Raw genomic sequence first — 24789 nt, forward strand, 5'->3', positions numbered from 1 at the left:
CGTGACCGACACCGACCTCTCCCCCGCCGCCAGCACCGAGCCGCGCGGCTGGCAGCGCTGGGCGCTGACCGCCCTGATGGCCGTGTTCTGCGTGGGACTGCTGGCCATCTGGCTGGTGCCCGGCAACACCGCCGGGGCCCAGAACCGGGAACCGATGGCCTTCCCGGTGCTTTCCGCGGACGCGTTGGCTGAGACATCCACCTACCGGGGCATCGACGCGGCCCTGCGGGACCGGCTGGGCGCGCAAGCGGCGGTCTCGGAGAGCCTAGGCGACCTGTCCGTGCACGGTCTGGGGCGGAGCCCCACGTCGACCGTGCTGATCGGCAGCAACCGGGAACCGTTCTTCGTGGAGGACCTGGCCCGCCCGTGCCGGGAGACCGAGGAGTCCCTGGCGGTGGTGAAAAGCGGCCTGGAGCAGGATCAGGCCGAGATGACCGCGGCCGGCAAGTACGTGTTGTTCACGGTGGCGCCGGACAAGACCTCCATTCGCCGTGGGCCGGTCTTGGATGTTTCGCCCGATCTGCTGCGTTGCAGCGATTTCGTGCGCAGTCACTTCGAGACCTGGGAAGCCGAAGGCGGGTTACCGTTCATCGCCCTGTGGGATGACGTGGCCGCGTTGGACACCCCGGACTCGCCCGCGTACCTGTGGAATGACACGCACTGGAGCGCATCCGGCTCGATGGCGCTCAGCCACGCGTTGATGAACCGGCTGGTCGCCGACGGGCAGGCGCCGCCTGCGATCTTGGATGATCTCACCAACCCGGTGAAGGGGAAGCCCGTCGCGTACGTCGGTGACCTGAACCGGATGATGGGCGTGGACGACATCGACCACGCATCCACTGCGTCGTTCGCGCGGCCCGGCGTAACCACCCGGCTGGAGACTACCAAGGGTGCCGCCGGCACCTCGCAGTACCATTACACCTCGACGTCGGCGACGAAGCCCCTGATTCAGGGGCGCACGCTGCTCATCGGCGACTCGTTCCTGCTGCACCAGATGCCCACGCAGCTGTCGAACTTCTTCGCCGATGTGACGATGACCGACCTGGAGGAATGGGAGCAGGCCGGAGACTACGACCGGGTGATCGTGGAACGGGTGGAGCGCTACAGCGGCACCGGCGAGTGGCCGTCGCTGACGGCGACGCTGCAGTAAACCGCTGCGGGGCGGGGTTACTTCCGGTCGGCGGGCGGGGTGCTGCCGGTACCGGGCGTGCCGTCGTTGCGGCCCAGGTGCTTGTCGGCGGTGTCGCGGGCGTTCTGAATCTTGTCGGCGTGCTTGTTGCCGGTGACCTTGTTCGCCACGTCGGCCGCGCCGTCGAGGACCTTGTCGGAGACGGACTCGCCCTTTTCGGTCTTGAGGAAGTCCTGGGCCTTGCGGGTGATGTCGTTGAGGTTCATGGGGGTCTCCGATCTGGGGCGTTTTATAGAGGGTAGATCGGGTTGCGGGGTCTCGACAAGCTCGACCGGCGTGTGGGGGCGATTCGCAGAGTGGGGTGCGGGGGCTCGACGGGCTCGACCGACGTGTGGGGGCGATTCGCAGGTCGGCCAGCGGGGTCTCGACAGGCTCGACCGACGGGATGGGCGCGACATGCAGGTCGGCCAGCGGGGTCTCGACAGGCTCGACCGACGGGATGGGCGCGATACGCAGATTGGCTTGCGGGGTCTCGACAAGCTCGACCGACGTGATGGGCGCGATTCGCAGATTGGGTTGCGGGGGGGGGCTCGACGGGTTTGACCGGCGTGGGGGCGCGACTCGCAGGTCGGATTTTGGCGGGCGGGGCTAGGGGCGGTTGAGGGCTTTGGGGAGGGGGGTGGACCAGGCGGCGGGGGCCTCGAGGTCGGGGGCGGCGGGCAGGATGCCGCGGCCGTCGGGATGCGGGATGGCCGAGAGCAGGGCCTGCGTGTACGGGTGCATCGGGTCGGACCAGATGGTTTCGCTGCGGCCGGACTCCACGATCTTGCCGCGGTACATCACCGCGGTGCGGTCGGCGATCACCCGCACCACCGAGAGGTCGTGCGAGATGAACAGCATGCCCGCGCCGGCGTCGAGGCAGAGCCGGCGCATCAGGCCGGCGACGGCGGCCTGGCTGGAGGCGTCCAGGGCGGAGATTGGCTCGTCGGCGACGATGAGGTCGGGCCGGGCGGCCAACGCCCGGGCGATGGCGATGCGCTGCCGCTGGCCGCCGGAGAACTGGTGCGGGAACCGGTTGAGGAGGCTACTGCTCAGGCCCACCGCTTCGATCCACTCCCCCGGGGTGGAGCCGGCGGCGCCGCGCGCCACGGCCGCGGCGATGCCGTCCGCGATCTGCGCGCCGACCCGTTTGCGCGGGTTGAGGGAGGAGTTGGGGTCTTGGAAGACCATCTGCATGGCCGTGAACCGGTGCGGCCGGCGGCGCAGGCCGAGCGGCGGAACGGCGTCGCCGCGGTAGCGCACGGAACCGGACTGGGGCCGTTCCATGCCCACGACCGCCCGGGCGGTGCTGGACTTGCCGCATCCGCTCTCGCCGACGAGGGCGAGTACCTCGCCGGGCATGATTGACAGTTCGATGCCGTCGACGGCGCGCACGGTGACGCGGCCGGGGTACTCGACGACGAGGTCATCGATGGTGAGCAGTGCGCTCATGAGGTGCCTTCTTCGTCGGGGAAATCGAGGGCGGACGCATCCGTGCCGGCGGCAGCGCGCACCGCGGGCGCCGAGTCGGGCATCGCAGCCAGCAGCGCCCGGGTGTACTCGTGGGTGGGCGCGAGGAAGATCTGCTCGCGGGTGCCGGATTCCACGATGAGGCCGTGGCGCATCACCGCCACGTCGTCGGCGATGGCGCTCATCACACCGAGGTCGTGGGTGACCAGCAGCACGGCCAGGTTGCGTTCGATGGCCAGGTCGCGCAGCAGGTGCAGGATGCCGGCCTGCACGGTGACGTCGAGCGCGGTGGTCGGCTCATCGGCCAGCAGCACCTCAGGGTCGCAGGCGAGCGCGATCGCGATGGCGATGCGCTGCCGTTGGCCGCCGGAGAACTGGTGCGGGTAGCGTTTGAGCGCATTCTCGGGGTCAGGAACCCGCACCCGGGTGAGCAGCTCGACCGCATGGCTGCGGGCGGCGGCCTTGCTGAGTTTGAGGTGGCGGCGCACGTGGTCGGTGAGCTGGTGACCGACGGTGAGCTGCGGGTGCAGGCTCGCCGACGGGTCTTGGAAGACCATCGCCACCCGGCGGCCGCGTACCGCGCTGAGCTCACGCCGGCGGAGGCCGACGATCTCAGTGTCACCGAGCCGGATGGACCCGGCGACGGTCGCGGTGCGAGGCAGCAGCCCGAGCACCGACATCGCGGTGACCGTCTTGCCCGAGCCGGACTCCCCCGCCAGGCCCTGCACCCGGCCGGCGTGCAGGTCGAGGGAGACGCCGCGCACGACGGCGGTGGACCCGAAATTGATGGTCAGGCCGTCGATCTGCAGCACGGGCGCGCTCATACGACGGCCTCCCGTGCGGCCGGCTGCCCGGGCGTGACCGGGAGGGCGGCGGCCGCTTCCCGCGCCCCGCCGGACACCGGGTCGAGGATGTCGCGCAGCGAGTCGCCGATGAAGTTGAATGCGAGCACCACGGTGAGGATGGCCAGGCCCGGGAAAACGCCGATCCACCAGGCGTCGAAGTTCTGGATGGCGCTGGAGATCATGGAGCCCCATTCGGCGGTGGGCGGTTGGGCGCCCAGGCCGAGGAACGACAGCCCGCTGAGCAGCAGGATGGCGGTTCCCACGTCGAGGGTCGCGAGCACGACCACGGGGCCGGCGATGTTGGGCAGGATGTCGGTGAGCAGCGACCGTACCGGGCTAAAGCCGAGCAGCCGGCCGGCGATGACGTAGTTCTGCTGGCGGAGGCTGAGCACCAGGCTGCGGCTCACCCGGGCGTAGGCGGGCCACGACACCACGATGGCGGCGAGCACGGCGTTGAACAGCGACGGGCCGAGGGAGGCGGCGATGACCATGGCCAGGATCACCGTGGGGAACGCCATGACCAGGTCGGTGAGGCGCATCAGCACCTCGTCGACCCAACCGCCGAAGTACCCGGCGACGGCGCCGAGGGTGGTGCCGATGATGAGCGACACGGCCACGAGGGCCAGGGCGAGCGGGATGGTGACGCTCGCGCCGCTCATCAGCCGGGAGAACACGTCGCGGCCGACGGAGTCTGTGCCCATCAGGGTGTCGATGCCGGGCGCCTGCAGGCGCGGCAGCACCTGCGCGTTGGGCGCGTAGGGAATCCAGAGCGGTGCGGTGACCGCGATGAGCACCCAGGCGACGGCGATGACCACACCGATGATGGCGAGCGGGCTCACCCAGGCGCGTGGGATCGGGATGCGTCGGCGGCGGATCATCCGAGCCTCACTCTCGGGTCGAGGAATCCGTACAGCAGGTCCACCACGAAGTTGACCAGGAGGTAGATGACGCCCACGACCAGGCCCACGCCCATGACGCCGGGCAGGTCCAGGCTGGTGGCGGAGTTGTAGGCGTAGGTGCCCAGGCCCGGCCAGGCGAACACGGCCTCGACGAGCACAGTGCCGGAGAGCAGCGACCCGAACGCGATGCCCACCACGGTGAGGATCGGCAGGGAGGCGCCGCGCAGCACGTAGTCGAGCACGACCCGGGTGCCGCTGAGCCCCTTGGCGCGGGCGGCGCGCACGTAGTCCTGGTCGAGTACCTCGAGCACCGAGGTGCGGATGAACCGGGTGAGCAGGCCCACGGTGAACAGGGAGAGCACGAACACCGGTAATGCCAGGTGGGCCATCGCATCCACGAAGCCCACGCTGTCGCCGTTGAGCAGGAAGTCGAGGGTGTAGAACCCGGTGACGGTGGGTGGCGGGCTCAGCTGCGGGGAGAGCCGCCCGGAGCCCGGCGCGATGCCCAGCTGCAGGAAGAAGAGGTTGAACGCCACGAGGGCAAGCCAGAACGTCGGCACGCTCAGCCCGATAAGCGACACGACCCGCACCACCTGGTCGGTGACGAGGCCGCGGCGGTAGGCGGCCAGGGTGCCGAGGGCCACGCTCACGACCAGGCTGACCAGGATGGCGCCGATCGCGATCTCGATCGTGGCCGGCACCGCGACGGCCAGGTCGGCGGTGACCGCCCGGCCGGTGGTGAGCGAGCGGCCCAGATCGCCCTGCAGGAGGTTGCCGAGGTAGGTGAGGTACTGCACGGGCAGCGGCTGATCGAGTCCGTACCGTTCCACGTACGCGGCGACGGTGGCGGGGTTGTTCGAGGCGCCCTCGCCCAGTGCCGCGGTGATGGGATCACCGGGCACGAGGTTGGTGAGGGCGAACGTGACGATGGTCACGCCGAGCAGCAGCAGCACCGAGGTGCCGAGCCGGCGCAGCAGGTAGGAGGCGAGGGGGGACGTCGCCTTCCTGCTGCTACGCCGGCTCGGACGAGCGTCAGTTTTGTCCAGGGTCACGCGGTCAGCTCGTGGGGCTCAACTCGGCGATGTCCATCGTCCACACCGCGTTGTACACGGCGCCGGTGACGGTCTTGGCCGTGGCGATGTTCGAGCCGGGCACGATCAGGGGAACGAATGGGCCGTCCTTCTGCATCGCGGTGGCGAAGTCGGTGAAGATTGCCTCACGGGTGTCGGGGTCGGTCGCGGCGGCGGCCTGCATGGCGAGGTCGGCGATCTCCGGGTTCGCTTCGGCGGTCCAGCCGGCGCGGAGGCCGACCTTGAGGCCGGGAGCGAAGGGCAGGAAGTTAGCCGTGTCGGCGTAGTCCGGGCCCCAGAACCACATGCTGAACGCCTCGGTGCCGTTCACGTAGGGGTCGATCTCGGTGGTGAACGGCGCGGGCGCCAGTTCCACGTTGATGCCGGCATCCTTCAGCTGGGCCTGCACACGCTCGGCGAGCGGGGTGAACTCGACGCCGCCGACCGGGTAGTCGTTCGGGTACTGCAGGCGCACGGTCTCACCGGTGTAGCCGGAGGCGGTGAGGGCGGCGGTCGAGGCAGCGAGGTCTTGCTTGACGCCGTCGGCCAGGGCGCCGGCGAAGGAGGGCGGGATCACGCCGGTGGCCTCGGAGGCACCGGTACCGGCCAGTTCGAGCAGGGCGTCGTAGTCGAGCGCGTAACGCACGGCCTCGGCGAACTTGGGGTTGGCGGTGACGCCGCCCACGGTGGCGTTCTGGTTGACCAGGAGGAAGATCGTCTGCGCGGACGGCACCGACGCGACGGTGAGGTTGTCGGCGAGGTTGGAGACCTGGTCGCCGTTGAGGTCCATGGCGACCATGGTGTCGCCGCCCTCGAGGTTGATCTTCTGGGTGGCGCTCTCGGTGACGTTGCGGATCACGACGCGGTCGTAGGAGGCCTCTTCGTCGCCGTTGTACTCGGCGTTGCGGGTGAGCACGACCTGCGAGGTGAGGTCGAGCGAGTCGAGCACGAAGGGGCCGGAGCCGGCGGACTCGCCGTCGAGGAACGCCTGCGCGGTGTCGGTGCCGTCGGTGGCGCCGCCGTTCTTCTCCACGACCTTGGAGTTCACGATGCCCAGCGCCGGGTTCGCGAGGATCGCGGGCAGCTGCAGCAGCGGGGTTTCGGTGGTGAACTTGATGGTCTTCTCGTCGACCTTCTCGATGGTCACCCCGGCGAGCAGGAAGGCGGGCTTGGCGTCGGCCATGCCCTGGATGCGCTGCAGGGAGAACACCACGTCGTCGGCGGTGATGGGGCTGCCGTCGGAGAACACCCGGCCGTCGTCGAGGGTGAAGGTGAACTCGGTGGCGGCGTCGTTCTGGGTCCAGTCGGCCAGGCCGGGGATGGGCGTGGTGACGTCGGATCCCTTGAAGTCGACGAGGGTCTCGTAGAGCGCCTTGGCGACCATGTTGCCGGTGGGGTCGTAGGTGTTGCCCGGGTCGGCGGTTTCGATCGAGAACGCGGCGTCGATCACGACGGATCCGCCGGAGGCGTCGTCGGTGTTCTGCGCGGAGTTGCCGCCGGAGCAGCCGGCCAGCAGGAGCGCCGCGACGGCGCCGATCGCGATGCCGGTGTAGCGGGGGGACGTACGCACGAAGTGCCTCCTGGAATGAAACGGGTCAAAGTGTCGCAACAAGCAACCGCGGACGGTTTAGATGAGATTGCCACATCGCCCGACGATCTGTCCAACGGAACCGGCGGTGCCCGGACATTGCTCCGGCGGCACCGGCGATCGTTGGCAGAACGTCTACAAGAGCCGACGACGCGCGCGCGGCGATAAGACGAATGCTCGTGTTTCGGGCGTGTTACACGACCTGGACGCACACACTCTGGTGGGTCTGGCCGTTCTTCTCGAATTCCTCGACCAGGTAGACCAGGCCGTCGTCGCGCACTTCGGCCACGCTCACGGCCGAACCCATCACGACGGACCCATCGGCGACGAGGGCGTGGGCGAAGCTGATCTCGATGCGGTCGTCGACGATCCGGCCCACCATGCGGCCCTGGGTGACGGTGTCGCCGGTGTAGTCGCCCCAGACCAGGGTGCCGTCCTGGCGGTAGAGGAACCGGGTGGGGGCCTCCGCGCTCACGTCGCTGGCGGTGGAGGAGATCATGTGGAAGCTGAGTCCGTCGAGCTGGAGGGGACGATCGGCGGCGGGTGCAGGCATGGGAACCGGTTCTTTCGGGGCGAGGCTGAGCCGTCGGAACGACAGCAGGGGCGGGTGGGCGGAGACGGTGGGGGTGAAGCCCAGGCGGTTGAGCACGCGGGCGGATGCGGCGTTGGGCGCCTCGACGACGGCCTCGACGGCGGTGACCCCGAAACGGCGTTCGGCGGCCTGCAGCAGGTGACCGGCGGCCTCGGTAGCGAGACCGCGTCCCTGTGCGGAGGCGGCGAGGACGTAGCCGAGCTCGGCCGTGGTGTCGGACGTGCGCTTGAGCAGGATCTCGCCGATGACGGTGCCGGCCTCTTCGATGGCGAGGACGATCCAATCGCCGGCGGTGCGCGCATCCGTCTGCTGCAGTTTGGCGGTGAGCGCGGCGAGGGTGGCGGCGCGGTCGCGCACCGGCCAGGGGATGTACCGGGTGACGTCGGGGTCGCCGTGGAAGAGGAGGAGGTCGTCGAGGTCGTCGAGCGTGTGCGGGCGCAGGAGGAGCCGCTCGGTGCGGAGCGGGTAGTCGAAGGTCCAGATCACGCCCCGAGCCTAGACTGCGCGCGCGGGGCGCCGTGGGGCCGCTGGACGACCTTGGCGTGCCGGCCGCGGAGGTGCCGGTTCTGTCCATTCCGGCGGGTTCCCCGGCCGGGCCGCGTTAGACGATTGGGCCGGCCGGGTGGCGGGGGCCGCCGGTGGGGTTCACTGTCTGGGGAGCGATTCCCGTTCGGCGGCGGGCCGGGTCCAGCGGGTCATGCCGAGCCGTTCGGCCTGCTGCGGGCGCTGTGGGATGTCGCTGGGCAGCAGGTACGGTTTGCGGATCACCTCGTCGAGCACGACGACGCTCACGACGGCCTTGATCTCGGGGCGGATGGCGACGACCCCGGTGACGAATTCGTGCACGCTGCTGACGTCCGCGGCCCGGATGAGCATCATGGCGTCGTGCTCGCCGGTGGTGATGGAGCAGTACTCCACGTCGGGCATGCCCTGCAGGGCGTCCCGGAACGACTTCCACATCTGCGGGTGCACGGTGACGAACACCAGGGCGCAGATGTCCAGGCCCACCAGGCGCGGGTCGATGCGGGCGCTGAAGCCGGTGATCACGCCGGCGCGCGTGAGCAGCTCGACGCGGTTGTACGCGCTGGCGCGGGACAGGTTGATCTTTTCGGCCAGGGCCGCCATGGAGATGCGGCCGTTCTCGCGGAGCTCCCGGAGGATGTGCAGGTCGACGGAGTCCAGGGTCGGCTTGGCCGGCCGCGACGACTCGGGGTCGGGCAGGTCGGCCATCAGCGGTGCCGGTCTGTCGGTTTGTCTAGCGTCATACCCAAATAGTAGACACATCGGCTAGCGATGCGGAGGCTGGGGGTGAAATTGTCTGACCGGGTCTCGACAGGCTCGACCGACGGGACGGGGGGCGACGCATGCGCTGATCGAGCTCGTCGAGATCCCGACCCGCGACGCGAGACCAGCCCACGAGGTCTCGACAAGCTCGACCACCGAGACGGGCGCGCCCGCGCGCTGGGCTCGACCGACGGGATGGGGGGGGGCGACCCATACGCTGATCGAGCTTGTCGAGATCCCGACCGGACGGGCGGGGGTTAACGACAACAGGGTCGGTCCCGAAGGACCGACCCTGTTGTTTCTCGACAAGCTCGATCAACGAGCCGCCGGGAGTACTACTGAATTACTTGAGAACCTTGATGACGGTTCCGGCGCCGACGGTGCGGCCACCTTCACGGATAGCGAAGCCGAGGCCCTCTTCCATGGCGATCGGCTGGATCAGCGCGACGGTCATTTCAACCGTGTCGCCGGGCATGACCATCTCGGTGCCCTCGGGCAGCGTGATGACGCCGGTGACGTCGGTGGTGCGGAAGTAGAACTGCGGGCGGTAGTTCGCGTAGAACGGGTTGTGACGCCCACCCTCATCCTTTGACAGGATGTACGCGGTGCCCTCGAAGTCGGTGTGCGGCGTAACCGAACCCGGCTTGACGACAACCTGGCCGCGCTCGACGTCTTCGCGCTTGGTGCCACGAAGAAGAAGACCACAGTTCTCGCCGGCCCATGCCTCGTCGAGCTGCTTGTGGAACATCTCGATACCAGTGACCGTGGTCTTGATGGTCGGGCGGATGCCGACAACCTCGACCTCGGAGTTGATCTTGAGGGTTCCACGCTCGGCGCGGCCGGTGACGACAGTTCCACGACCGGTGATCGTGAAGACGTCCTCGATCGGCATCAGGAAGGGCTTGTCCTTGTCGCGGACGGGCTCCGGGAAGTAGTCATCCACTGCCTGCATGAGCTCGAGGATCTTTGCAACCCACTTGGGGTCACCCTCGAGCGCCTTGAGGGCGGAAACCTGAACGACGGGGGCGTTGTCGCCATCGAAGCCCTGGCTGGAGAGCAGTTCGCGAACCTCGAGCTCAACGAGCTCAAGGATCTCTTCGTCGTCGACCGCGTCGGACTTGTTCAGCGCGACGAGCAGGGACGGCACGCCGACCTGCTTGGCGAGCAGAACGTGCTCACGGGTCTGAGCCATCGGGCCGTCAGTAGCGGCAACCACGAGGATCGCGCCGTCCATCTGAGCAGCACCGGTGATCATGTTCTTGATGTAGTCAGCGTGGCCGGGAGCGTCGACGTGTGCGTAGTGACGCTTCTCGGTCTCGTACTCAACATGCGAGATGTTGATCGTGATACCGCGCTGGCGTTCTTCCGGAGCAGAGTCGATCGACGCGAAGTCGCGCTGAACGTTGGTCTTGGACGGGTACGTGTCGGCAAGGACCTTGGAGATCGCTGCAGTCAGCGTGGTCTTTCCGTGGTCAACGTGACCGATCGTTCCGATGTTTACGTGCGGCTTGGTCCGCTCGAACTTGGCCTTGGCCACTGTGGGTCCTCCTCAGGACTCTCGGCTCCACCGGACGTTGGTTTACGCCCGGTGGAACTGCTGGATTTGTGTACTTATGTTACTCGGGCCAGGAGGCCTAAGCGATTCGGCCCGAAGGCCGGTGGGTTATTCGCCCTTGTTCTTCTGGATGATCTCGTCGGCAACAGCCTTCGGGACCTCCTGGTAGCTCTCGAAAGTCATCGAGTACACCGCGCGGCCAGAGGTCTTGGACCTCAGGTCGCCGATGTAACCGAACATCTCCGACAGCGGAACGTGAGCGCGAATAACCTTCACGCCCTGTGCGTCCTCCATGGTCTGGATCTGGCCACGACGAGAGTTGAGGTCACCGATGACGTCACCCATGTATTCCTCAGGGGTGCGCACCTCGACGGCCATCAACGGCTCGAGAAGAACGGGGTTTGCCTTACGAACGGCTTCCTTGAAGCCCATCGAACCGGCAATCTTGAACGCCATCTCCGAAGAGTCGACATCGTGAGCGGCGCCATCAAGCAGCAGCGCGCGCACGCCGACCATCGGGTAGCCGGCGAGCACACCCACGTTGAGGGCATCCTGGATTCCGGCGTCAACCGAAGGGATGTACTCACGCGGGATACGTCCACCGGTGACCTTGTTCACGAACTCGTACGACTGGTCGGCAGTGATTTCAAGCGGCTCGATCGCGAACTGAATCTTCGCGAACTGGCCGGATCCACCGGTCTGCTTCTTGTGCGTGTAGTCGTGACGCTCGACGGCCTTCTTGATCGTCTCGCGGTAAGCAACCTGGGGCTTGCCGACGTTCGCCTCAACGTTGAATTCACGCTTCATGCGGTCGACGAGGATGTCCAGGTGAAGCTCGCCCATTCCCTTGATGACCGTCTGACCAGTTTCCTGGTTCTGCTCGGTACGGAAAGTGGGGTCTTCTTCGGCCAGCTTCTGGATCGCGAGACCCAGCTTTTCCTGGTCCTGCTTGGTCTTCGGCTCGATGGCAACCTCGATAACCGGGTCAGGGAACGTCATCGACTCGAGTACGACCTGCTGGGCAGGGTCGCACAGGGTGTCGCCGGTGGTCGTGTCCTTGAGGCCGATGACCGCGTAGATGTGACCAGCGGTAACGAAACCGACCGGGTTCTCCTTGTTGGCGTGCATCTGGAAGATCTTCCCGATGCGCTCCTTCTTGCCCTTGGTGGAGTTGATAATCTGAGCACCGGAGTCGATACGACCGGAGTAAACCCGGATGTAGGTGAGACGACCGAAGAACGGGTGCACAGCAACCTTGAACGCCAGAGCCGCGAAGGGCTCGTCAGCGTTCGGGTGCAGCATGACAACCTTTTCTTCGTCGCGAGCGTCGTGCGCCTCAATGGCGGGAACGTCGAGCGGCGTCGGCAGGTAGTCGACAACGGCATCCAGCATCGGCTGCACACCACGGTTCTTGAACGCGGAACCGCAGAGGACCGGGTAGATCTCGCTGGCGACCGTGAGCTTACGGATCGCGTGCTTGATCTCGGAAACGGTGAGCTCTTCGCCGGAGAAGTACTTCTCCATGAGCTCGTCGTCGGTCTCGGCAACGGTCTCGAGGAGCAGCTTGCGGTACTCAGCAGCCTTCTCAACGAGGTCGGCGGGGATCTCTTCGATGGCGTACTTGGCGCCCATCTCGACGTCACCCTTGGAGTCGCCGCGCCAGGTCAGTGCACGCATCTCGACGAGGTCGACAACGCCCTCGAAGTTGGACTCTTCACCGATCGGCAGCTGGATGACCAGCGGCTTCGCGCCGAGGCGCTTGATGATGGTGTCGACGGTGTAGTAGAAGTCGGCGCCGAGCTTGTCCATCTTGTTGACAAAGCAGATGCGGGGCACGTCGTACTTGTCGGCCTGGCGCCAGACGGTCTCGGACTGGGGCTCAACGCCCTCCTTGCCGTCGAACACTGCGACAGCGCCGTCGAGAACGCGGAGCGAACGCTCCACCTCGACGGTGAAGTCCACGTGGCCGGGGGTGTCGATGATGTTGATCTGGTTGCCGGACCAGAAGCACGTCGTTGCAGCGGACGTGATCGTGATGCCACGTTCCTGCTCCTGTGCCATCCAGTCCATCGTGGAGGCGCCATCGTGCGTCTCACCGATCTTGTGGTTCACACCCGTGTAGAACAGGATGCGCTCGGTCGTGGTGGTCTTGCCAGCATCAATGTGGGCCATGATGCCGATGTTGCGGACCTTGCTCAGGTCGGTGAGCACGTCAAGTGCCACGGGTGTCCTCCGGAAGTGTTGTGAAAGATGAGGTTGAACAGGCTTGCTGCAGGACGAGCCTGCACCGCCGGCCGAGCTTGATGAGACGAGGTCTCGCCAAGCTCGACCAGCGAGTAGCGACTACCAGCGGTAGTGAGCGAAAGCCTTGTTCGCTTCAGCCATCTTGTGAGTGTCCTCACGACGCTTCACTGCGGCGCCGAGGCCGTTGGATGCGTCGAGGATCTCGTTGGTGAGACGCTCGGTCATGGTCTTCTCGCGACGCGCCTTGGCGTAGCTGGTCAACCAACGCAGCGCGAGGGTGTTCGCGCGGTGCGGCTTGACTTCGACGGGCACCTGGTAGGTGGAACCACCGACGCGGCGCGAACGCACCTCGAGGGTCGGGCGCACGTTGTCGAGTGCCTTCTTCAGCGTGACAACAGCATCCGCACCGTTCTTGGCAACAACGCCTTCGAGTGCATCGTAAACGATGCGCTCGGCGAGGCCCTTCTTGCCGTCGAGGAGGATCTTGTTGACCAGCTGGCTAACAATGGGGGCGCCGTATACCGGGTCAGCGATAACGGGACGCTTGGGCGCTGGGCCTTTACGAGGCATTACTTCTTCTCCATCTTGGCGCCGTAGCGGCTACGAGCCTGCTTGCGGTTCTTGACTGCCTGGGTGTCCAGGGCGCCACGAACGATCTTGTAACGAACACCGGGGAGGTCCTTAACACGACCGCCGCGAACGAGCACCATCGAGTGCTCCTGCAGGTTGTGGCCTTCACCGGGGATGTAGGCGGTGACCTCGGTACCGTTGGACAGCTTGACGCGAGCAACCTTGCGGAGAGCCGAGTTCGGCTTCTTCGGGGTGGTCGTGTACACGCGCGTGCAAACGCCGCGCTGCTGGGGGTTGGACTTCAGGGCGGGAGCCTTGGTCTTGGTGACCTTGGGGCTGCGTCCCTTTCGCACCAACTGCTGAATGGTGGGCACTAATAACTCCTTGTTTTTGCTGCACGGTGACAGCTGACTGATGTCAAAGCATTCGAATCGCACTTCACAGTGCTCATCGAGTTCATCTGGACCCTCCGGACATCACGAACTCGCGTTCGATCGTTCTGGTGGGTATGCCGTGGGGGCCGCTCGGAGAGCAAACCCTGTTTGCGTGGAGTGTCGGGGCGACTGAAGTGCAACCCGATGTTGGAACAACGAAGCGGCATAACTGAAGCGCACGACAAAGCGCACACCCGTCAATGCTAACCCCGCCGGGGTTGCGGGTCAAGCGCGTCCGACTTCAGGTGCTGTGCGGATCGAGCGTGCTGCCCAGGTCGGCCAGCAGCGCCTGCACCTGCGGCTCAACGAACCGGGCGATGGCCTGCTGCAGTTCGGGCCGGTGCGCCACCAGGGCCGCACAGACCTGCTTGCCCACGAGCAGGGCGTGGTCGTCGGCGAGCCGCATCTCCACCCGCAGCGCCGCCTTCTCCTCCGCGCTCAGGGGCGGCGGAACGAGCTCCGGGTCGTCCGCGCTGGGCGGCGGCACGAAGTCCTCGAACATGAACAGGTACGGCTCGTTCGGGTCGGCGGGCGGGTCGATGTCGACGCCGTCGAACTCCGGGCCGAGCCCCTCCAGCGGGTGATACGCCGCCTGTGCTTCCCGGCGCAGTTCGATCAACCCGAGTTCGCGGTTGAGCATCGGCAGGTTCAGGGAGGTGTAAGTGTCGACTTCGTCTTCGATGAGCGTCTTGATGCGCATCGAGAGCGGATGCTGCACCGCGTGCGGCACATCCGTGTCGAGGCCGGCAGCGCGCAGCACCGGGGAGCCGAAGCAGTGCTGGCAGAGTCTGGAGCGTGCCCGGTGCGTTCCGGGCTGCCACTTGGGAACCCAACGCAACCAGGCCTCGACCTCGCGGCCGACCCGCGACTCGATGGATGCATCCATGGCTGTCGAGTTTAGTCGGTGCGGGCGCCGGAGTCACCAGGATTCGGCAAGCCACCTCGTCGGTCGAGCTTGTCGAGACCCCGCGAGCCGGCCTCGCGACGCACGTCACCTGGTTTCGACAAGCTCAACCAGCGTGTGGTCGAGCCCCACGCGTCGGTCGAGCCTGTCGAGACCCCGCGAGCCGATCTCTCGACGCACGTCGCCAGGTTTCGACAAGCTCAACCAGCGTGTGGTCGCGGCCACCTCGTCGGTCGAGCCTGTCGAGACCCCGCGAGCCGGCCTCGCGACGCACGTCACCTGGTTTCGACAAGCTCAACCAGCGTGGGGGTCACCTGGTTTCGACAAGCTCAACCAGCGTGTGGTCGCGGCCACCTCGTCGGTCGAGCCTGTCGAGACCCCGCGAGCCGGCCTCGCGACGCACGTCACCTGGTTTCGACAAGCTCAACCAGCGTGGGGGTCACCTGGTTTCGACAAGCTCAACCAGCGTGTGGTCGCGGCCACCTCGTCGGTCGAGCTTGTCGAGACCCCGTGGGCCGGCCTCGCGACGCACGTCACCTGGTTTCGACAAGCTCAACCAGCGTGTGGTCGCGGCCACCTCGTCGGTCGAGCTTGTCGAGACCCCGCGAGCCGGCCTCTCGACGCACGTCACCTGGTTTCGACAAGCTCAACCAGCGTGTGGGTCACCTGGTTTCGACAAGCTCAACCAGCGGAGGGGTCACCTGGTTTCGACATGCTCAACCGGCGGAAGGGGGCTCGCGCGGTTAGCCGAAGTAGCGGTCGGGGCGGTGGTTCATGGCGATGATCATGTTGAGGATGACCGCGCCCACCACCGAGAGCAGCACCATGGGCACCGGCAGGGTGGCGAAGGCCGCGAGCACGATGAGCACGTCCACGACGAGCTGCACGTAACCGGCACGCCATCCGCGGCTCTTCTGCAAGTACAGAGCGAGGATGTTCACCCCGCCCAGGCTGGCCTGGTGCCGGAACAGCACGATGAGGCCGATGCCCGCGAGCAAACTGCCGAGCAGCGTGGCGTAGATCGGGTTCATGTCCCCGATCTCGAGCATGAGCGGATGCACCTCGGAGAAGAGCGAGACGAGCACCACGGCGATGAGGGTCTTCACGGTGAAGCGCCAGCCCATGCGCCAGATCGCCAGGGCGAAGAACGGCAGGTTGACCAGCACGAACCACACGCCGAACGACCAGCCGGTGGCGTAGCTGGCGAGCAGGGCGATGCCCGCGGTGCCACCGGTGGCGACGCCGACCTCCTTGAGGAGGTAGAGGCCGAAGGAGACGGCGAAGGTTCCGATGAAGAGGGCCACCACGTTCTCGAAGCGGCTGTGCGGCACCCGCTGCGGACCCTCGGACGGGTCGACGATGGTTGCGGGTACGGTGCGCGTCACGCGCGCGGCTTCGGCAGGAACTCGGCACTGGTCATTACGCCATGGTATCGAGCTACCGAGTCGGGCCGACGCCGTCCGGCCGGGGACTAAGGCCCAAGTCGGCCAGCACGCGTGCCGACGGGAGCGGATCAGCCCAGGGCGGCGGGCTTGTCGGGTACCGGGCCGGGCCAGGGACCGTAGCGCTCGGCGAGGTCGTCCACCGAAAGGTCGAGCCCGGGGCCGGCCTGACCGGTCCAGCCGAGCTCGGCGGCGACCGGGGCCAGGTCGATGGCGGTGTCGCCGCCGAGGAACCCGACCGACACCACGGTGGTGGGCTCCTCCGCGGTGACCGACCAGGCCTGGGCGAGGGTGTAGTCCAGCAGCACGGCCAGGTCCCCCGCGTAGCCGGCCTCGAGGTTGAGGCCCGCGGTGAGTTCGATCTGCGAGGGCAGCCCGTTGGGTCCACTGGTGACGACGGCGTCGAGCACCCCGGGAACCTGCTTGAGCTCGGCCACGGCCGCGGAACTCTTGCGCTCGGCGTCGGCCGGGGTGCCCGACGCCGACGCGTCGGACCCCGGAGTCTCGGCGGCCGGGCCCGCAGGTGGGCGCAGGCCGGCGCATCCGCTGAGCAGAACGGACCCGGCGAGCAGCACGGCGACCAGGGCGCGGCGGCGAGGGCGCGGGAAGGCGGGAGAGGACGGGGGCATGGGTTAGCGCTTCGCTCCGTAGTCGGTGGTCGTGGTGGGCTGGCCGGTGCCGAAGAAATTGCCGGCGGAGTCGGTCCAAGCGGTGATGCTGGGGTCGGTGGAGGCGTCGACTTCGGCGCCGGTCAACGCGTAGCGGTCGGCGTTGTGGGCGCCCTGCTCGCCGCCGATGCCCACGGGCACACCCTTGTCGGTCGGCAGTGACGGCGCCGCGGCGTGCACGGTCGACCAGTTGGCGGAATCGGGATTGTTGTTGCCGTCGAGCTTGGCCACCGGGTCTTCGTCGAATTCGAGGGCGAGCACCTGCACGTCGGCGGGGATGTCGAAATTGGCGATCGGTGATCCGCCGGTGACGATGTTGGTGATGTTGTAGTTCAGGGTGGGATCCGCCGCCATCTGTCCGGCGGTGATGCCGCCCAGGCTGAAGCCTTGGAGCATGACGGGGTTCTCCGGGGTGATGCCGGCCTGCTGCATGGCCGCATCCACGGCGCTGGAGAGCGCCGTCTGCTGGGCGAGCATGGCGTGGGTGTCGCTGGTGACGTCGTTGGGAGTGCTGCCCGCGGCCGGATCCCAGACCTGGGTACTCGGGATCTGCACGATGAAGCTGGGCGGGGTGCCGGGCACCTCCGTGATGCGGATGCGCGCGAAGCTGTCTTTGTCATCGCCGACGGCGTCGAAGGTGTCGATCTGCGCCGATCCCTCGAACAGGGTGCTGACGCTGGTGGGCGCCACGACCTCCTGACCGACGATCGCCGGGGGTTCGAACAGGTCGGCGTCGGTGAGCAGCGGCCCGTCGTCGAAGTACCCGCCTCGGTTGCCGGCGCCGATGATGGCCTGCAGGGCCTGCTCATAGCTGGTGGGCGGCCACGGCACCCCGGTGAGCTGGGTGAGCAGCACGTTGGTGCCGGCCAGGCCGAGGATGACGGTGAGCGGCAGGGTGAGGCCGGCGAGGAGCCCGGGGGCGCCCTGCGCGATGAGGTCGACCACCCAGGCGTTCTCCCCGGCGAGTTCGTTGAGCTGGGCGAGCTGGCTCGCCAGCTCCGCATTTACCGCGTCCTGGGCAGTGTCGACGTCGTAGGCGTCGGCCGTATTGGCCACCAGCGAGCCCAGCGCGAGGCCCGGGTTGAGCAGCAGCGCGGGGTTGGCCAGGGTGCGGTCGACGCCCTCGCCGAGCGCGGAGACGCCCTCGGCCAGGTACCCGCCCACGTAGACGCCGGCCACATCGGCGGCCACGAGCAGGCCGGCACCCACGGCGAGGGGCACCGCCATAACTCCCACGACCAAAGTGCCGGAGTTCACGGCCACATCGGCGAGGATCGCCAGGCTCGCGTCGACGGCTTCGTAGGCGTCCACGGCGCCGGCCAGGAACACGGCCGTGACACCCGCCTCGGTGGCGAACACGAGCATCTGGCCGGTAGCGAACACGATTTGCTGTTCGGCGGCCGCGGCGGTGATCGGCGAGAGGATGGCGGAGGCGAGCAGGTCGGCGTCGAGGGCGATGCCCGCCGCGGCCAGGGACTGGTCGACGAGCTGCTGGGCCATGGCGCTGAGCTGCGCCGATTCCGTGCGCATGTCGTCGAGCTGCGCGCCGATGCCGCCCGCTCCCCCGGAGACGGTGATCGTGGAGTCAGCCACGGAGCACCCCGAGCAGCGTGCCGACAGCGGTGGTGACCTGGGCCGTGATGGCGGCCGGGGTCGTGGTTTGGAGGCGCACCCGGCTGGAGTCGACGACGTCTCGGGTGCTCGGGGTGCCTGTCTGGTTCGGGGTGCTGAGCAGCGGGGTGTCGGCGCTGAGCTGGAACCAGCCGTCGGCGCTGCGGAACCAGTGCACGGCGAGGGTGTCACCGGTGAGCGACCTGGCGACCACGCTGTAGCCGGCGTCGATGCCGAATGCGGCCCGCCCGACCACCTGCCCGGCGTTCGGCAGCCCCACCTCGACGGCAGCGGCATGGATGATCTCGGAGTTGCCGGTGCGGAGGGCGCCGATCAGGCCCTGCGCGAGGACAAGCGGGAGCACGACGGCAGCGGCCGGAGCAGCGGCACGGGGTGCGCTCCCCCGGGGTTCGAGCCGCACGAGGGAACGCAGGGCCTCACGGATGAGGGCCGTGACGGGGAAGGCGGACAGCTCGACCGCGTCTTCGTTGACGGGGTGGGTGCCGTGCTCGTCGAGGCGTTGGCCGCGCACGAGCGACGCGGCGAAGCCGGCGCGCACGGCGATGGTCTGCACGATGGTGCGTCTGCCGCCCCAGGAGTGCACCGCCAGCAGCAGGGCGGGCTCGGTGAACAGGCCGAGGAAGCCGAGCACGGCCGGGTGCACTCGGGCGGCGAAGTCGGCGCCCGCGGGCGCCGGGCGGAGCAGGCCCTGGTCGATGAGGCCGAGCTCGGCGGCGTGCATCCGCTCTGCTTGTTCGTCGGCGGGAACGTCGGCGTTCCACTCGGAGTGGAACTCCGGCGGGATGGTGAGGCCCGGACAGCGGGTCTGCAGCAGCTGCAGCTGGTCGACGGTGAGACCGAACCGGGCGGGGCTGGTGGGGGTGCGGGGTGTGGCGCGGGTGACGGTCATTACCAGCCCCGTCGATGGAAGGTGTCGGCGAGCTCGAGCCAGTCGGGCGAGCCCGGCGCCGGCAGGGAGCGCACTGTGCGCACGAGCTCGTCGGCCTCGCTCACGAGGGCGCGGGGCACCTCGGTGCCGAAGAACTCGAAGACGTTCTCGGCGCCCTCGGTGATCACCTCGACCGTGTTGCCCACCAGCCGGGCGGCGCCATTCCAGCGGTCGGAGATCCACTGCTCGGCTTCGGCGATGGCCTGCTTCACGGCTTCGACCGAGCGGATGTGCGCGTCGATCGCTTCGGCCGCTTCCTCAAGGGATGCGGCGGAGATGTCGAGGTTGCCGGCGCGTTGGCCGAGCTGCTCGATGTAGGTGGCGGCGGCAGCCGAGACCCAGGTGCTGCCCACGGCCGCACGGAGGACGCCGGCGCGGGTGCGGGTGTCGGCGGCGAGGGTGCGCAGCTCGGCGGATCGCCGGCCGAGCGCTGCCATGTCGCCGTACATCCGGTCTCCCTGCAGTGTGGGTTCTGCTGATGGTGCTGAGTGGTGGTGCTGTGCGGGTGGTGCGGGTGGTGCGGGTGGTGCGGGTGATGCGGGTGATGCGGGTGGTGCGGGTGGTGCGGGTGGTGCGGGTGATGCGGGTGCGGATTGACCAAAGGCGTGACCGGAAACCGGTCACGCCTTGGGTCACACGGGCGGAATTAGCCGCTGATGCCGCGAGCGAGCTCGCTGTCGACGTTCTCCATGGCGTCCGCGGCGCGGATGAGGAACTCCGACATGCCGGTGAGGCCGTTGACGGCCTCGGTGGTGCCCTTGGTGAACTGCTCGTAGGAGGTGTGGAAAGCTCCCGAGGCGGCATCGGTGACGAAGCCGCCGGCGACGAGGTTGTTGACCAGGCTCTGCAGCTGGGAAAGCTTGGCGGTGAGGTCGTCCTTGCCTGAGATCAGGTTCTTGGACGCGTCGCGCATTTCGCTGTAAGTAACGTTCATATTCGCCATGAGAAGAGCTCCTTGTTTATTCGTTCGGGGCCAACCCCCTCAGGCCGACCGACTATGTATAACCTAACGAACCCTTGTTGGGGGACGGAATGGGCAGCACTCCCCATGCGGTCCCCCTGGGTGCGCGCGGGCTGCTTAGGAGACGGATTCGCCGCTGTAGAGCGACTTGCCGCTGCGCCAGGCGTTCAGGCAGCCGATCAGCGCCAGGGCTGCGCATCCGGCGGCGATCCAGACGATCCATGCCAGCCAGCCAGTATCGACTGCCAAGACGCAGCCGGCTACGTAGCAGTCGTCGGCGGCCGACTGGTAGAGCAGCGGGATCGTGCCCAGGGCCGCCCCGCACCCGAAAGCGAACCACAGTTCGAATCTGAACTGATAGGACACAAATCTCCAGAACAGCTGACTGGCCGACCCGTAAGCGATGCCGAAGCCGAACCTGGCCGCGAGTGGGTCATAGGTCATGCGCTTGAGGAAGGAGAAAACCAGCACCACGCTCATCCCTGACGCGAGGATGCCGTGGGCCACCAGCAGCGTCCAGAGGCTGGAGTCGGCGTCGGCGAAGGCGTCGGTGGTGATGTCGAGGTGAACCGGGATCGCGATCAATACGACCCAGGCCAGGATGCTCACCAGCAGCCAGAGCGCGCGCGACCACAGCCGGGCGGGCCGCAACACGACCACGTTCGAGCCGCCCTGAAAGAAGCCCCGTTCGCGGGTAACCCACAGGCCGCGACGATGATATTCGGCCAGGAACAGCGGCGCGGCGGCGAGCATCAGGATGAGCAACGGCGCGGTGATGAGGTTGTCACCCCATTTTTCCCCGCCGGAGAACTCGCGCAGGTCGTCACCGCCCGCGGTGCGCAGCACCAGCACAATCAGAAGAATCACGGCCGCGAGGCACAGACCTCCACCTACCCAGTACAGCGTGGACGCGCGGAACGGGGTCGGCTGGCTTGGTGGTGTCTGGGAGGTCACCGTTCGGGAACGGTTGGCGATCTCGGCCTTGCGGCGCCGCGCGGAGCTCGCCGAACGCGTCCGAGAATCCTGGCGCATGGGCTAGGAGTAGGACTCGGCCTTGCCGAGGGGCTCGCCGGCGCGCCAATAGTTGACCGCGAGCAGAACGCCCGCGGCCAGCAGCGCCAGCCCGATGATCAGGGTGGTGACGAAGAACGGGGTGTCCTCAAAGCCGAGCGCGATCCAGCAGAGGCCGATGAACGCCCCGCCCAGGCCCGCCAGCCACAGGTCGAAGCGCCAGCGGAAGGTGACCCAACGCCAGGTGCGCTTGCCCGCGCTGCCGTCGACGGCGTCGGGGTGCCGGCTGATGTGGCCGGTGTAGACGATCTTCTTGAGCAGCGACACGAGGATCACCGCGAAGAGGCCGGCGGCGAGTCCGCCGTAGGAGGCCAGCAGCATCCACACAGCGGTGGAGTTCTCGTCTTGCAGGCCCGCCGGCCAGGCCGTTCCGCCGAGCAGGTTCTGTACCGGGATGAACACCAGCAGCACCCAGGCGGCCAACGGAACCAGCAGCCACGCGGCGTGCAGGCCGAGCGGCAGCGGCTTGAAGGTGGCCCGGTTGGAGCCGCCGGCCCAGAAGGTGGTGTCGCGCTGGGCGATCACGCCGCGGCGGCGCAGGTAGCCGGGAATGAGGAAGCAGGCCGCGGCGACGAGCAGCCCCGCCGGGAAGGCGACCATGGCCGACAGCGTGGAGAGCTCGCGCTCGACGAAGCCGAACTCGGCCCGGTAGGAGAGGTTCTCCTCATTGATGCGGGCCAGCGCGTCGGACTGCAGCGACGAGATGCCGACCACGGTCACCACCAGCAGCACGATCGCCGCGATGGTGAGCACCACCCCGATCGAGAGCAGGATCAGTCCGCGGGTGTTGCGGCCGGTCGTGGTGTCGGGCGAGGTGGTGCTGTGGCTCATAGCGCGTCGGCCTTCCAGGTGATCGAGTCAACGATCGCGTCGAACAGTTCGGTGAAGAGCTCGGGGCTCTCCACCATGGGTGCGGAAATTGTCACACGCAGCAGGTCGTCCTGGTGCGGGCGGGGAACCCAGTACACCACGCGCAGCGACGGCACGCTCTCGCCGCCCACCCGCTGCTGGGCGGTTTCGGCCTCGCGGGCCACCGGTCCGCTCTGCTGTTCGAGCAGCACGGCGCCGGGCAGCGCGGCGCGCAACCGGTCGGTCACACTCAGTTCGGCCGAGGCGAACAACGGCCAAGCCTCTACCGTCGACAGCAGCGCCGCCGGAAACGGGATGCCGGGCATGAGCTCCAGTGAGAGCGCGAACGACGTGGCGCCGGCATCCCGGGCCTGTTGCGCGGTCTTGACGAACTCGTCGCGAGTCTGCCGACGGATGCGCGCGGCACGGTCGCCGCCGCCGACCTGCTTCTTCACCATGGCCACGATGCGCTTGGTCATCGCGGTCTCGTCCTGCAACGGGATGACCGCCCAGGTGCCGGGCAGGATGATCGAATAGGTGCGGTCCGGGCTGACTACCTCGCGGGTCACGCGGTCTCCTCGAGTTCGATGCGGAGGGCGGCGACGACCTCTTCGGTCTGCCGCGGCATGTTGACGAAAGCGCCCACGCTCTCGGCGGAGAACACCAGCTGCACGAGCTGGGCGGCGCCGGGCGGGAACACGGCGAAGACCGTGCGCTCCTCGATGGTGGCGGCGTCGTCGCCGAGGTCGCGCCGGGAAACCAGGTTGTGCGCGGCTACGAACGGGCCGGCGGGCACCTCGCCCGACCAGGTGGTGACGCTGAGGTATTCGGTGCCCGGGTAGCGGCGGCCCTCGTCGGCCTGCAGGTCGGCCAGGTACGCGGCAGCCGCGGCGTCGGCGCTGAGGCCGGCACCGAGGTCGCTGAGTTCGAAGCCGAGCGCGCAGGAGGCCCGGCCCGACTCGGGGTACGGAATCCACACGGCGCAGCTCACCCGAGGGTTGCCGATGCCGGCGAGACGCTGCTGCAGGGCCTCGAGCTGTCCGCCCAGGGTGTTGCGGCTGGTGCCGGCCGGCGTGAGGTCGGCGGCGAGGGTTTCGCCCCACAGCGCGGTCTCAGCGCCGCCGAGCGGCACTGGGTACCAGCTCTGGTCGGCGTCCACGCTGAGGTCGACGATGTCGCGATTCGGGGTGGGAGTGCGTGAGGTCATCGGTCTACTCTCTCCCGAAGGTCTTCTCGGTCTGGTTCACGACATCCGCGTAATCGCCCAGGAACGGGTCGAGCGGGTTCTCCAACAGGTTGTCGACGGCTTTGTGCATGGTGTTCAGCTGGTAGGCCGACAGCATGACGCCCTGGATGACGATGGGCGCGTCGAGCAGCTGCGGCGCCTTCGCCGCCATGCGGTAGAAGTCCAGCAGGTCGGTGTTGAGCTTGAGCAGGTTGGTGGGCGCCAGATTGTCGAGCGTGGGCAGCGCCTTCTCGGCCGCCTCCCGCAGCAACTGCGCTGGGCCGGCACCCTGGGTGAACTCGGGCTTGAACGACTTCTTGAACGCCTCGCCGAGCGAGTCCTTGAACGGCTTGGCCACCGCGGCCGCGGCGTCGTCGATGCTCATGTAGGCCGAGCTGTGCCGGCCCACGCCGCTGAGCTGGCGGGTCAGCGCCGGGGCACCGTCCAGGCGCGACGCGGCCTTGGTGATCATCGAGGCGCGCAGGTACTTCGCGCCGATGGAGAAGATCTTGCCGCCGAAGACCGACAGCACGGCCCCCGCGGCCGCACCGGCGACATCCCACCAGCTGCCGTCGCCGTTGATGGCCTTGACGGTGGCCTCGATGAGGGTGAGTACCGCGCCGACCGCGGCGAGCACCAGCAGCACCTGCCCGAGGATGGGCACCCAGGCCAGGAAGATGGCGAGCACGCCGGCCCAGTCGCAGATGACCTTGAGGATGTCGAGGGCCTTGGAGCCCCAGTCGTCCCACCAGGTGTCGTTGAGGTCCTGGCTCTTCTTGCCGTCGACGACCTCGATGATCGCTGTGATGGCGGTCTCGGCGGCCTGGTTCTTCACGGTCAGGGCGTCGTGCCACTCCTGCTGGGCGGCGGCGAGGGCGGTGCCGGCTGCTTCCGCAGCATCCGTGGCCTTGGCGGCCGCGGCCTGCTCGGTCGTGGCGGTCTCGGGCGTGGCACTGTCGGCCTTGGTCGTTGCGGTGGTCGCCGCACGGCTGGCGGTGCTGGCCGCGGATTCCTTGTCACCGATGTGGGCGATGGCGGTGGTGGCGGCGTCCTGCGCGATGCGCAGCTGGCCCGAGTAGGTGATCAGGGCGGAGGCGGTGCCGGCGTAGCGGTCCTTGGCCTTGCCGATGTCGTCGGCCACCTTGCCGGCCTCGTCGCGGATCGCGTCGATGGCCTTGGAGGTCATGCCCTCGACAGACTTGATCGAGTTGAGCGTGTTGACCGAGCGGGCGATCGCGTTGGCGATCTCGGAGTAGTGCTGCGCCTTGCTGCGTACCAGGTCGGGGTCGCCCTCCAGGGGGCGGAATTCGCTGTCAGTCATGGGGTTTCCTTCTGCAGGCTACAAACGATCAGGGGCGGCCGGATGGGCCGGGTGAAGTGGCAGACCGTG

25 protein-coding genes are annotated in these 24789 nt (G+C 67.8%); 1 reads left to right on the plus strand and 24 read right to left on the minus strand.

The features are described from left to right. The first annotated feature begins 1 nt into the window (after position 1). Entirely contained in the window at positions 2-1150 is a 1149-nt protein-coding gene (locus PA27867_RS15005) for an alginate O-acetyltransferase AlgX-related protein (protein WP_066597671.1), read from the plus strand. A 17-nt stretch (positions 1151-1167) separates the two neighbouring features. On the opposite strand, the gene PA27867_RS15010 is transcribed toward PA27867_RS15005, so the two are convergent. From PA27867_RS15010 to PA27867_RS15125, 24 genes are all read right to left on the minus strand, one after another. Then, on the minus strand, positions 1168-1395 hold the full coding sequence (locus PA27867_RS15010; RefSeq protein WP_066597672.1) for an antitoxin: 228 nt from the start codon (positions 1393-1395) through the stop codon (positions 1168-1170). 382 nt (positions 1396-1777) lie between these two features. Beyond that, a complete protein-coding gene (locus PA27867_RS15015; protein ID WP_066597674.1) occupies positions 1778-2620 on the minus strand; it encodes an ATP-binding cassette domain-containing protein in 843 nt (280 codons plus the stop codon). Next, the gene (locus tag PA27867_RS15020) at positions 2617-3462 is read right to left on the minus strand and encodes an ABC transporter ATP-binding protein (RefSeq protein WP_066597677.1); all 846 of its coding nucleotides are present in this window, start codon (positions 3460-3462) and stop codon (positions 2617-2619) included. Before PA27867_RS15020 ends, PA27867_RS15015 begins: the two co-directional genes overlap by 4 nt. Next, positions 3459-4361, minus strand: coding sequence for an ABC transporter permease (locus tag PA27867_RS15025; RefSeq protein ID WP_084021213.1), 903 nt, complete (start codon positions 4359-4361; stop codon positions 3459-3461). Before PA27867_RS15025 ends, PA27867_RS15020 begins: the two co-directional genes overlap by 4 nt. Then, on the minus strand, positions 4358-5434 hold the full coding sequence (locus PA27867_RS15030; RefSeq protein ID WP_236900726.1) for an ABC transporter permease: 1077 nt from the start codon (positions 5432-5434) through the stop codon (positions 4358-4360). The genes PA27867_RS15025 and PA27867_RS15030 overlap by 4 nt, the downstream gene beginning before the upstream one ends. A 4-nt stretch (positions 5435-5438) precedes the next feature. Beyond that, positions 5439-7022: an ABC transporter substrate-binding protein gene (locus PA27867_RS15035; RefSeq protein WP_066597679.1), complete on the minus strand. Its 1584-nt coding sequence runs from the start codon at positions 7020-7022 to the stop codon at positions 5439-5441. Positions 7023-7233: 211 nt separating this feature from the next. Then, positions 7234-8118 carry a GNAT family N-acetyltransferase gene (locus PA27867_RS21105; RefSeq protein ID WP_066597681.1) on the minus strand — a complete coding sequence of 295 codons (885 nt, stop codon included), beginning with the start codon at positions 8116-8118 and terminating at the stop codon, positions 7234-7236. A 159-nt stretch (positions 8119-8277) separates the two neighbouring features. After that, the gene (locus PA27867_RS15045; protein ID WP_084021214.1) at positions 8278-8862 is read right to left on the minus strand and encodes an Lrp/AsnC family transcriptional regulator; all 585 of its coding nucleotides are present in this window, start codon (positions 8860-8862) and stop codon (positions 8278-8280) included. Between the two features lie 397 nt (positions 8863-9259). Beyond that, complete coding sequence (gene tuf / locus PA27867_RS15050; RefSeq protein ID WP_066597682.1) at positions 9260-10453, minus strand: elongation factor Tu; 1194 nt, start codon at positions 10451-10453, stop codon at positions 9260-9262. A gap of 126 nt (positions 10454-10579) precedes the next feature. Then, entirely contained in the window at positions 10580-12694 is a 2115-nt protein-coding gene (gene fusA, locus PA27867_RS15055) for an elongation factor G (protein ID WP_066597686.1), read from the minus strand. Between the two features lie 120 nt (positions 12695-12814). Then, complete coding sequence (gene rpsG, locus PA27867_RS15060) at positions 12815-13285, minus strand: 30S ribosomal protein S7 (protein ID WP_066597688.1); 471 nt, start codon at positions 13283-13285, stop codon at positions 12815-12817. After that, on the minus strand, positions 13285-13659 hold the full coding sequence (gene rpsL / locus PA27867_RS15065; protein ID WP_055811472.1) for a 30S ribosomal protein S12: 375 nt from the start codon (positions 13657-13659) through the stop codon (positions 13285-13287). The genes rpsG and rpsL overlap by 1 nt, the downstream gene beginning before the upstream one ends. Positions 13660-13960: 301 nt before the next feature. Beyond that, positions 13961-14605: a hypothetical protein gene (locus PA27867_RS15070; RefSeq protein ID WP_066597689.1), complete on the minus strand. Its 645-nt coding sequence runs from the start codon at positions 14603-14605 to the stop codon at positions 13961-13963. Between the two features lie 761 nt (positions 14606-15366). Next, positions 15367-16008, minus strand: a complete 642-nt coding sequence (locus PA27867_RS21220) for a YitT family protein (RefSeq protein WP_236900727.1) — start codon at positions 16006-16008, stop codon at positions 15367-15369. Positions 16009-16136: 128 nt separating this feature from the next. Next, positions 16137-16694: a hypothetical protein gene (locus PA27867_RS21225; protein ID WP_066597695.1), complete on the minus strand. Its 558-nt coding sequence runs from the start codon at positions 16692-16694 to the stop codon at positions 16137-16139. A gap of 3 nt (positions 16695-16697) precedes the next feature. Next, positions 16698-18326, minus strand: coding sequence for a hypothetical protein (locus PA27867_RS15085; protein ID WP_066597698.1), 1629 nt, complete (start codon positions 18324-18326; stop codon positions 16698-16700). Then, complete coding sequence (locus PA27867_RS15090) at positions 18319-19254, minus strand: hypothetical protein (protein WP_066597700.1); 936 nt, start codon at positions 19252-19254, stop codon at positions 18319-18321. The genes PA27867_RS15085 and PA27867_RS15090 overlap by 8 nt, the downstream gene beginning before the upstream one ends. Next, entirely contained in the window at positions 19254-19742 is a 489-nt protein-coding gene (locus tag PA27867_RS15095; protein ID WP_066597702.1) for a hypothetical protein, read from the minus strand. The genes PA27867_RS15090 and PA27867_RS15095 overlap by 1 nt, the downstream gene beginning before the upstream one ends. A gap of 197 nt (positions 19743-19939) precedes the next feature. Next, on the minus strand, positions 19940-20236 hold the full coding sequence (locus PA27867_RS15100) for a WXG100 family type VII secretion target (RefSeq protein WP_066597704.1): 297 nt from the start codon (positions 20234-20236) through the stop codon (positions 19940-19942). A 135-nt stretch (positions 20237-20371) separates the two neighbouring features. Continuing rightward, a complete protein-coding gene (locus PA27867_RS15105) occupies positions 20372-21286 on the minus strand; it encodes a hypothetical protein (protein WP_157109252.1) in 915 nt (304 codons plus the stop codon). A gap of 3 nt (positions 21287-21289) precedes the next feature. After that, a complete protein-coding gene (locus PA27867_RS15110; RefSeq protein WP_066597708.1) occupies positions 21290-22156 on the minus strand; it encodes a hypothetical protein in 867 nt (288 codons plus the stop codon). Then, a complete protein-coding gene (locus PA27867_RS15115; protein ID WP_066597710.1) occupies positions 22153-22743 on the minus strand; it encodes a hypothetical protein in 591 nt (196 codons plus the stop codon). Before PA27867_RS15115 ends, PA27867_RS15110 begins: the two co-directional genes overlap by 4 nt. Further along, positions 22740-23381, minus strand: a complete 642-nt coding sequence (locus PA27867_RS15120; RefSeq protein WP_066597712.1) for a hypothetical protein — start codon at positions 23379-23381, stop codon at positions 22740-22742. The genes PA27867_RS15115 and PA27867_RS15120 overlap by 4 nt, the downstream gene beginning before the upstream one ends. A 4-nt stretch (positions 23382-23385) precedes the next feature. Beyond that, positions 23386-24720, minus strand: a complete 1335-nt coding sequence (locus PA27867_RS15125; protein ID WP_066597714.1) for a putative T7SS-secreted protein — start codon at positions 24718-24720, stop codon at positions 23386-23388. Positions 24721-24789 lie beyond the last annotated feature (69 nt).

Origin of the sequence: Cryobacterium arcticum (genome assembly GCF_001679725.1) — a bacterium.
Lineage (GTDB): Bacteria > Actinomycetota > Actinomycetes > Actinomycetales > Microbacteriaceae > Cryobacterium > Cryobacterium arcticum_A.